Annotated in this window: 13 protein-coding genes; all 13 read left to right on the top strand. The window is 72.2% G+C overall.

Annotated features, from left to right (window positions below):
- The coding region (locus VGT06_12835) for a cbb3-type cytochrome c oxidase subunit I (GenBank protein HEV8664006.1) at positions 1-583 on the top strand (583 nt) is incomplete at its 5' end.
- Positions 584-686: 103 nt separating this feature from the next.
- A complete protein-coding gene (locus VGT06_12840; protein HEV8664007.1) occupies positions 687-1,679 on the top strand; it encodes a COX15/CtaA family protein in 993 nt (330 codons plus the stop codon).
- Positions 1,676-2,581 (top strand): heme o synthase, encoded by a 906-nt coding sequence (gene cyoE / locus VGT06_12845; GenBank protein ID HEV8664008.1) that lies wholly within the window; start codon positions 1,676-1,678, stop codon positions 2,579-2,581. The genes VGT06_12840 and cyoE overlap by 4 nt, the downstream gene beginning before the upstream one ends.
- A 2-nt stretch (positions 2,582-2,583) precedes the next feature.
- The gene (locus VGT06_12850; GenBank protein HEV8664009.1) at positions 2,584-2,706 is read left to right on the top strand and encodes a hypothetical protein; all 123 of its coding nucleotides are present in this window, start codon (positions 2,584-2,586) and stop codon (positions 2,704-2,706) included.
- A gap of 16 nt (positions 2,707-2,722) precedes the next feature.
- Positions 2,723-3,406, top strand: coding sequence for a cytochrome c oxidase subunit 3 (locus VGT06_12855; GenBank protein ID HEV8664010.1), 684 nt, complete (start codon positions 2,723-2,725; stop codon positions 3,404-3,406).
- A gap of 58 nt (positions 3,407-3,464) precedes the next feature.
- On the top strand, positions 3,465-3,752 hold the full coding sequence (locus tag VGT06_12860; GenBank protein ID HEV8664011.1) for a hypothetical protein: 288 nt from the start codon (positions 3,465-3,467) through the stop codon (positions 3,750-3,752).
- The gene (locus VGT06_12865; GenBank protein HEV8664012.1) at positions 3,749-4,366 is read left to right on the top strand and encodes a heme-copper oxidase subunit III; all 618 of its coding nucleotides are present in this window, start codon (positions 3,749-3,751) and stop codon (positions 4,364-4,366) included. Before VGT06_12860 ends, VGT06_12865 begins: the two co-directional genes overlap by 4 nt.
- A gap of 42 nt (positions 4,367-4,408) precedes the next feature.
- Complete coding sequence (locus VGT06_12870) at positions 4,409-4,732, top strand: cytochrome C oxidase subunit IV family protein (GenBank protein ID HEV8664013.1); 324 nt, start codon at positions 4,409-4,411, stop codon at positions 4,730-4,732.
- A 55-nt stretch (positions 4,733-4,787) separates the two neighbouring features.
- Positions 4,788-5,579, top strand: a complete 792-nt coding sequence (locus tag VGT06_12875; protein ID HEV8664014.1) for an SCO family protein — start codon at positions 4,788-4,790, stop codon at positions 5,577-5,579.
- Positions 5,576-6,010 (top strand): DUF420 domain-containing protein, encoded by a 435-nt coding sequence (locus VGT06_12880; GenBank protein ID HEV8664015.1) that lies wholly within the window; start codon positions 5,576-5,578, stop codon positions 6,008-6,010. The genes VGT06_12875 and VGT06_12880 overlap by 4 nt, the downstream gene beginning before the upstream one ends.
- Before the next feature lies 1 nt (position 6,011).
- The gene (locus VGT06_12885; GenBank protein HEV8664016.1) at positions 6,012-6,398 is read left to right on the top strand and encodes a DUF983 domain-containing protein; all 387 of its coding nucleotides are present in this window, start codon (positions 6,012-6,014) and stop codon (positions 6,396-6,398) included.
- Positions 6,395-7,366, top strand: a complete 972-nt coding sequence (locus VGT06_12890; GenBank protein HEV8664017.1) for an ATP-binding cassette domain-containing protein — start codon at positions 6,395-6,397, stop codon at positions 7,364-7,366. Before VGT06_12885 ends, VGT06_12890 begins: the two co-directional genes overlap by 4 nt.
- Positions 7,363-8,145 carry an ABC transporter permease gene (locus VGT06_12895; protein ID HEV8664018.1) on the top strand — a complete coding sequence of 261 codons (783 nt, stop codon included), beginning with the start codon at positions 7,363-7,365 and terminating at the stop codon, positions 8,143-8,145. Before VGT06_12890 ends, VGT06_12895 begins: the two co-directional genes overlap by 4 nt.
- Positions 8,146-8,240: the final 95 nt, after the last annotated feature.

The following is an 8,240-nucleotide window of genomic DNA, read 5'->3' on the forward strand; positions in this document are numbered from 1 at the left end:
CATGGCGGCCACGCCGGTGGACATCTTCATCCACGACACCTACTTCATCGTGGCCCACATCCATTACGTGGTCTTCGGCGGCTCGATCTTCGGCGCCTTCGCGGCCATCTATTACTGGTTCCCGAAGCTGTTCGGCCGCACGATGAACGAGACGCTGGGGAAGATCCACTTCTTCCCGACCTTCCTCTTCTTCAACGGGACGTTCTTCCCCATGCACATCCTGGGCGTGGGCGGGATGATGCGGCGGATCTATAACCCAACGCAGTACGAGTTCCTCCAGCCCCTCCAGCACTGGAACGTGTTCATCACCGTCAGCGCGATCCTCCTCGGCGTCGCGCAGATCGTCTTCGCCGTGAATTTCCTCTGGAGCCTGTTCAAGGGCAAGAAGGCGGAGAGCAACCCCTGGAAGGCCAACACCCTGGAGTGGACCGCTCCGTCCCCCCCGCCGCACGGGAACTGGGGGGAGGTCCTGCCTGTCGTCCATCGCGGCCCCTACGAGTACAGCTCGCCCGAAGTCCCGGAGGACTGGCTCCCGCAGGACCGGAGGCTGGCGGGGGCCCCCGGCGGGGCGCGGGGACATTAGTGCCGGGCCAACTGACGTCGCCTCGCGTCGTTCTCCGACCACCCTTCGCGCGGTCCCCGCGGCGGTCCGGAGCGTACAAACTGCCACACTAGGGGTGGGCTCGATGGCGGACGCCACCTTCCACCCCGGCCGCGGTCGCGGCCGGCATCCCGGGCTTCTCGGGGTGCACCGGTTCGCCCTGCTCACGGCCGGAGCGACCTTTCTGCTCCTCTTCGTCGGGGGGCTGGTGACGAGTACCGGCTCGGGGCTGGCCGTGCCGGACTGGCCGCTGGCGTTCGGCCAGCTTTTCCCCCCCATGGTGGGTGGGGTCCTCTACGAGCACGGCCACCGCCTCCTGGCCGCCCTCGTCGGCCTCCTCACGATCGGGTTGGCGGTCTGGCTCTGGGTGCGCGAGCCCCGGGGGTGGGTCCGGCGGCTGGGGATGGGGGCGCTCGGGGCCATCCTGCTGCAGGGGCTGCTCGGCGGCGTGACGGTGCTCACCCTGCTCCCCGCGCCGGTGTCGGTGGCGCACGCGCTGCTGGCGCAGGGGTTCTTCTGCCTGACCGTGACGCTCGCCGTCGTCACCGGCCCGGGGTGGGCGCGCGAGGTCCCCCCGTCCACCGGACGGGTGGGCGCCGGGCTGCCGATGCTCTGTACGGTGACGGTCGGCGTGATCACCGCACAGCTCGTCGTGGGGGCCATCATGCGGCACACCGGGGCCGGACTTGCGATCCCCGATTTCCCGCTGGCCTTCGGCCGCCTCCTCCCCCCGCTGGATTCGGGGGCCGTCCTGATCCACTTCCTCCATCGCGTGGGGGCCGTTGCCGTCACGGCGGCTGTCGGCGGGACGCTCGCCTGGGTCCTCGCCAGACACCGGAAGGAGGCGTGGCTCACGCGCCCCGCCCTGGCGGCGGCGGGCCTCCTGCTCGTGCAGCTCGCCCTGGGGGCCCTGACCATCTGGACGCAGAAGGGGGTCGTACCGACGACGGCGCACGTGGCCGGTGGGGCGGCGGTCCTGGCCGCCAGCCTCACCCTCACGCTGCGGGCCTTCCGCCTGTCGGCGTGGCCGAAGCCGGTTGCCAGCCGGCCGCTGGTCCGGGAGCAGGTGCCGGCATGACGGTGCAGACGGGAACCCTGGACCTCGGGCTGGCCCAGGTGCGTCGGCGGATGGCGGACTTCGTGGCGCTGACCAAGCCCCGGATGGTGCTGATGGTGCTGATCACCACGCTGGTCGGGTTCTACCTGGGCTCCTGGAGCGGGCCGCAGGCCGGCCGGCTCCTCGCGACGCTCGTCGGGACGGCGCTGGCGGCCGGCGGGACGCTGGCGTTGAATCAGTTCCTGGAGCGGGAGGTGGACGCCCGGATGGAGCGGACGCGCCTGCGGCCGCTCCCCGACGGGCGGCTCCAGCCCGTCGAGGCGCTGGCGTTCGGGGCCGCCATCTCCGCCGCCGGCGTGCTCCTCCTCGCCCTGGCGGTCAGCCCCTTGAGCGGCCTCATCGCGGCGGCCATCGTCTGCAGCTACCTGTTCCTCTACACGCCCCTCAAGCGGCGGAGCGCGCTCTGCAGCGTGGTGGGGGCGGTCCCTGGCGCGCTGCCCCCGGTCATCGGCTGGGCGGCGGCCCGAGGGGAGCTGGGCCTCGGGGCCTGGCTTCTCTTTGCGATCCTCTTCCTCTGGCAGATCCCCCATGCCCTCGCGATCGCCCGGCTGTACCGGGAGGACTTCGCGCGGGCCGGGTTTCGGCTCCTACCGGTGCTGGAGCCGGACGGGCGGAGCACGGGACGGCAGGTCGTGGCGCACTCCCTGGCGCTGCTTCCCGTGAGCCTCCTCCCGACGGTCACGGGCCTGGCCGGCACCGTCTACTTCGTGACGGCCCTCGCCCTGGGCCTGGCCTTCCTGGCGTGCGGGATCGGGCTGGCGGTCTCCCGTTCCCCGGCGGCGGCGCGGCGGCTGCTGTGCGCCTCCCTGATCTACCTGCCGGCCCTCCTCCTGGTGATGGCGTTCGACAAGGTGGGGCTCTAGCGATGCCGGTGCGCCTGCCGGAGCGGGAGGTGGGGCAGCGGAACCGCCGCCTGGGGGTGATGCTGCTCGGAGTCCTGCTGGCCCTGTACGCAGGGTCGGTGCTTTTCGTCCTGGTCCGACACTAGGGGTGCAGGGGAGCGAATGACGAGAGCACGGACGGCCGGCCCGGTCCTGGAACTGCCGGAGGAACTCGCGCCGGGCCCGCCGGCGGGCCCGCCCGATCTGGACGACCGGCGGCGCCGGCCCGACCCGGAGCCCCGGCCCCCCGCCGGCCCGGTCGTCACCAACGCCCGGCTGGGCATGCTGGTGTTCCTCGGGGCGGAGGCGATGTTCTTCACCGGGCTGATCGGCGCCTTCCTGGTCTTCCGCCTCGGGAGTCTCACCTGGCCCCCGGCGGGCCAGCCGCGCCTGCCCCTCCTGGTCACCGGGGTGAACACGGCCGTCCTGCTCGCGAGCGGTGTCACGATGGCGCGGGCGCTGCGGGCCATCCGGGGGGGTGACCGGCGGGGACTCGTCCGCGGGCTCCTGGTGACGGCGCTCCTGGGCACGATCTTCCTCACGGTGCAGGGGGCGGAGTGGGTCCGGCTCGTCCACTTTGGCCTCACGCTCACCGCGGGCATCTACGGGTCCATCTTCTATACGCTTATCGGGACCCACGGCCTGCACGTGCTGGGGGCGGTCCTCTGGTTGGTGGTGGTGTTGGCCGGGGCGGCGCGGAACCGCTTCTCGGCGGCGCGTCACGTCCCCCTCGAGCTGTGCGGGATGTACTGGTACTTCGTGGTGGGCCTCTGGCCCATCCTCTTCGCGCTCGTTTACCTGGCCTGAGGGGGCGGCGGCCGCCGGCCGGGGCGGGGGACGGACAGGGGGTGAGGGGGTGATGCGCATGCGGATCCGACGGGCGCTGGTCGCCTGCGCCAGCGCGGCCTGGGCGGGGCTCGCCCCGGTGGCGGCGCAAGCGTGTCCCGTTTGCTGGACCCCCGGCGGATCGCCGGAGCAGGACGCGCTCGCCCGGGGCTTCTATTGGGGCGTGCTCTTCCTCATGGCCATGCCCTTCGCCGTGGCGGGGACGATCGGGGGCTGGCTCTGGTACACCTACCGGCGCAGGGGTCGCCCGGCCGGGGAAACCTCCGTCCGGGGCCTCGCCTGGGGGGAGCAAGGGGGCAGAGAGTGAGCCAGGTCGCGGTGGCGCATCCGGGAGTGGAACCGGCGGAGTCCCCCCTCACCCCCGAGAGCTGGGGGAAGCTCGGGATGTGGGTTTTCCTGGCCGGGGACGCCATGTCCTTCGGGGGGCTCCTGGCGGGGTACGGGGCACTGCGCATCGGGAGCGCCGACTGGCCGGTCCCCTCGACGGTCCTGGGGATCCAGCTCACGGCCTTGATGACCTTCCTGCTGATCTGCAGCAGCGTCACGATGGTGAAGGCGCTGGCCGCCATCAAGCGGGGGGACCAGCGGGGCCTGCGGAACTTCCTCCTCCTGACGATCCTGGGCGGGGTGATCTTCCTGGGCCTCCAGGCCTACGAGTGGACGCATCTGATCACGGAGATCCTGCCGGAGAAGGGGCTCACCTTCACGCAGCACCTCTTCGGGACGACCTTCTTCATCCTGACCGGTTTCCACGGCATGCACGTGAGCGGGGGGGTTATCTACCTCTCCTGCATCGTGACGCAGGGGGTGCGCGGGAAGTACTCCCGCGACCGCTGGGAGGCGGTCGAGCTCGTCGGGCTCTACTGGCACTTCGTGGACCTGGTCTGGATCCTGATCTTCACCTTCGTGTACCTGCTCTGAGGTGCCCGCGGCGGAACACCCGAACACCGAATGGGGAGGGCGATGGCGACGGCCCACGCGGAACCCAACTACATGGCCATCTTCTGGTGGCTCTTCGGCCTGACCATTGCGGAGATCGCGGTGATCTACATGGGATTGCCCAGGCTGGTCCTCGGCCTCCTCCTGGTCGGGCTGGCCATCTCCAAGGCCGCCCTGGTCGCGATGTACTTCATGCACCTGCGCTTCGAGCGGCGGACGTTGGCGCTGATCGCCGTGACGCCGCTCTTGCTTTGCGTCCTGCTCGTCTTCGCGCTGGTGCCCGACCTCTCGGCCGTTGCGCGCCAATCCGCCGCCGCCGCCCCTCCCGCCGCAACCGCACCCCAGTAGGGCTCCACCGGGCCCTGGGGGCGGGTGGCCTCTTCACCGGACCACGGGGCGCACGATGAACCGGCAGCAAGATCCCGTCCGGCCGTGGGAGGCCGCGCTGCAGCGCCTCCTCTGGGGGGCGCTCGCCCTCGTGCTGGCGGGCGTGGGGTTCGCCGGCGCCTGGTCGGGGCTCCGCGGGGGACTGGGCGCCTGGTGGCCCGCGACCGGCGCGACCACCCGGCTGCCCGCCTACGCTTCGGTCCCCGACTTCGCCCTGACGGAGCGGAGCGGCCGGCTGCTCGGGGCCGGGGAGCTGCGCGGGAAGGTCTGGGTCGCCACGTTCATCTACACCCGCTGCCCGGACACGTGCCCGCTCCAGAGCGCCGAGATGGCGCGACTCCAGCGGGAGTTCGAGGCGGAGGAGGACCTGCGGCTGGTCTCGGTCACGGTGGACCCGGAACGGGACACGCTGGCTGTCCTCTCCCGGTACGCGGCCCGGTTCAGCGCGCACCCGGACCGCTGGCTCTTCCTAACCGGCGACTGGGCGGCGATCCGCCGGCTGGTCGCGGAGGGCTTCCGGCTGGCGGTCGTCGAGGCCGGAGAGCTCCCGGAGAGCCCGCTGGACGAAGCCTTCCCGCCCTCCCGCGCTGGGGGCGGCGACGCCCGGGGCCGGACCGACGCGGGGCCCCTCCTCGGGCCCGCACTGGCCCTGGCGCATGCCGCGCGCGGGGGGCCGATGGTCCTGCACAGCGCCCGGTTCGTCCTGGTGGATCGGGCATCCCGGATTCGGGGCTACTACGACAGCACCGACCCGGAGCGCCTCCGGCAGCTCCGCCGGGACATCCGGGTTCTCCTCCGGGAAGCATGACCGGGCCCTCCGTCACCGATCTCCCCGCCCTCAACGCCGCCCTGAACGGGACGAGCGCGGTGCTGCTCGCCTCCGGCTACCTCTGCATCCGCCGCGGGAAGGTGACCGCCCACAAGGCCTGCATGGCCTCGGCCTTCGTTCTCTCCACCCTGTTCCTCGCCTCCTACCTGACGTACCACTACCACGTGGGCTCGGTGCCCTTCGGCGGGCAGGGCTGGATCCGGAGGGCGTACTTCGCGGTCCTCGTCTCCCACACGGTCCTGGCCGTGACCATCGTCCCCCTGGCCCTGGTGACCCTCTCCCGGGCCCTGCGGGGCCGCTTCGGCGCCCACGTCCGCATCGCCCGCTGGACGCTCCCCCTGTGGCTCTACGTCTCGGTGACCGGGGTCCTGGTGTACTGGATGCTCTACCACCTCTCCCCGCGGCTCTGACATGACGGCGGCGCGCCGGATCGCCCGGATCCTCGGCCGCGGCGTGCGCCTGCGCTGCCCGCGCTGCGGCGTCGGCCCCCTCTTCCGCGGGCCCTTCCGGATGCACGAGGAGTGCCTGGTCTGCGCACTCCCCTTCGAGCGGGAGCAGGGCTACTTCGTCGGGGCGATCTACGTCAACTACGCGGCGACCGCCGTCCTCGTTGTCGCGGCGTTCGTCCTCCTGCAGCGCTTCCCCGGGATCCCCGTCCTCGCGCAACTCGTCCTGGGAGGGCTCGTCGCCGTGCTGGTCCCGCTTGGCTTCTTCCGGCACTCCCGGAGCCTCTGGATGAGCCTGGACCACATCGTCAACCCGGCGGAGGAGCCCCCGCGGGTCGGCCCCACCCCATGAGTCGGGGGGGGACGGCGAACGGGTCGGCCGCCGTGGAGGTCGAGGGGCTGCGCCACTTCTACGGGTCCCGCGAGGCGCTTGCAGGGGTGAGCTTCCGCGTCTCCCGCGGGGAGATCTACGGGTTCCTCGGGCCGAACGGCGGGGGCAAGACCACCCTCTTCAAGGTGCTCTCCACCCTCATGCCGGCGGGCGGGGGGACCGTCCGGGTTCTTGGCCGGGACCTGCGGGGTGACCTGCGTCCCGTCCGGCGGTGCCTCGGGATCGCCTTCCAGCGGGCCAGCCTGGACCCGAAGCTGACCGTGGCCGAGAACCTCCGCCATCACGGGCACCTGTACGGCCTCATGGGGGCGACCCTCCGGGGCCAGGCGCAGGCCGTCCTGGCCCGGTTGGGGCTGGCCGACCGGGCGGCGGACCTGGTGGAGACGCTCTCCGGGGGACTGCAGCGGCGGGTCGAGCTGGCCAAGAGCTTGCTCCACCGGCCGGAGCTGCTGCTCCTCGACGAGCCGACCACCGGCCTCGATCCGGGCGCCCGCCGGGACTTCATGACCTACCTGCACGAGCTCCGCGCGCAGGACGGGGTCACGGTCCTGCTCACCACGCACTTCTTCGAGGAGGCGGAGCGGTGCGACCGGATCGGGATCCTGCACCGGGGCCGGCTGGTGGCGACGGGCGCGCCGGAAGAGCTCAGGGGGCGGATCGGTGGGGACGTGGTGGAGATCCGCGCGAAGGATCCCGAGGGACTGCGGAAGAAAATCCGGGACCGGTTCGGGGGGGAGCCGGTGCTCGTGGACGGGACGCTCCGACTGGAGCGGCCGCGGGGACACGAGCTCGCGCGGGAGCTCGTCGAGGCCTTCCCCGGCGAGGTCCAGGGCGTCACCTTCGGCCAGCCGACCCTCGAGGACGTCTTCATCCACCTGACCGGCCACCGGTTCTGGGGGGAGGGCGCCGCCGGGGGGACGGCCGCATGAGGGCGGCTTTGCTGCCGGCGGGGACGCTCCTGTGGCGGGAGGTGGTCCGGTTCTGCCGCCAGCGGAGCCGGGTGGTGGGGGCGCTCGCCCAGCCGGTCCTCTTCTGGCTCCTGCTCGGCGGCGGTCTCGGCGCCTCCTTCCGCCCGGCAGGCGCCCCGCCCGGGACGGCGTACCTGGAGTACTTTTACCCGGGCATGATCGCCCTGGTCGTCCTCTTCACCGCCGTCTTCGCGACGATCTCCACCGTGGAGGACCGCCAGCACGGCTTCCTGCAGGGGGTCCTCGTGGCGCCCGTCCCGCGGGCGAGCATCGTCCTCGGCCAGGCCCTCGGCGGCACGACCCTGGCGCTGGGACAGGGTCTCCTCCTGCTCCTCCTCGCGCCGCTCCTCGGGATCCCCCTGACCGTGGCCGCGGTCCTGGCGGCGGCGGCCGTGATGGTCCTCATGGCGTTCGCCCTCACGAGTCTCGGGCTGGTGATCGCCTGGCGGATGGACTCCACCCAAGGGTTCCATGCGATCATGAATTTGATCTTGATCCCTCTCTGGCTCCTCTCGGGCGCCTTCTTCCCGGCTTCCGGTGTCCCGGGCTGGCTCCACTGGATCATGCGCCTGGACCCCCTCACCTATGGCGTGGCCGCCCTCCGGCGCACGCTCTACCTCGGGCAGGCGCCGCCCGCCGGACCGATCCCGCCGCTCGGGATCTCCCTCGTCGTGACGATCCTCTTTGCCCTGCTCGCCTTCCTGGCGGCCACCGCGATGGCCCGCCGGAGTCCCTCCTGATACAAACGACGGAGTCAAAGCGACAAGGTCCGGGTCCTGTCGCCGGCGCCGCCCCCGGGCCCCCGGCCCCGGTGGGGAACCCTCCCGTGGTTCCC

The organism is Candidatus Methylomirabilis sp. (genome assembly GCA_036000645.1).
Taxonomy (GTDB): domain Bacteria; phylum Methylomirabilota; class Methylomirabilia; order Methylomirabilales; family JACPAU01; genus JACPAU01.

Coding starts and splice junctions, on each gene's coding strand:
- VGT06_12840 (HEV8664007.1), top strand. CDS start 687: ATGGCGGACGCCACCTTCCACCCCGGCCGCGGTCGCGGCCGGCATCCC.
- cyoE (HEV8664008.1), top strand. CDS start 1,676: ATGACGGTGCAGACGGGAACCCTGGACCTCGGGCTGGCCCAGGTGCGT.
- VGT06_12850 (HEV8664009.1), top strand. CDS start 2,584: ATGCCGGTGCGCCTGCCGGAGCGGGAGGTGGGGCAGCGGAACCGCCGC.
- VGT06_12855 (HEV8664010.1), top strand. CDS start 2,723: ATGACGAGAGCACGGACGGCCGGCCCGGTCCTGGAACTGCCGGAGGAA.
- VGT06_12860 (HEV8664011.1), top strand. CDS start 3,465: ATGCGGATCCGACGGGCGCTGGTCGCCTGCGCCAGCGCGGCCTGGGCG.
- VGT06_12870 (HEV8664013.1), top strand. CDS start 4,409: ATGGCGACGGCCCACGCGGAACCCAACTACATGGCCATCTTCTGGTGG.
- VGT06_12875 (HEV8664014.1), top strand. CDS start 4,788: ATGAACCGGCAGCAAGATCCCGTCCGGCCGTGGGAGGCCGCGCTGCAG.
- VGT06_12880 (HEV8664015.1), top strand. CDS start 5,576: ATGACCGGGCCCTCCGTCACCGATCTCCCCGCCCTCAACGCCGCCCTG.
- VGT06_12885 (HEV8664016.1), top strand. CDS start 6,012: ATGACGGCGGCGCGCCGGATCGCCCGGATCCTCGGCCGCGGCGTGCGC.
- VGT06_12890 (HEV8664017.1), top strand. CDS start 6,395: ATGAGTCGGGGGGGGACGGCGAACGGGTCGGCCGCCGTGGAGGTCGAG.
- VGT06_12895 (HEV8664018.1), top strand. CDS start 7,363: ATGAGGGCGGCTTTGCTGCCGGCGGGGACGCTCCTGTGGCGGGAGGTG.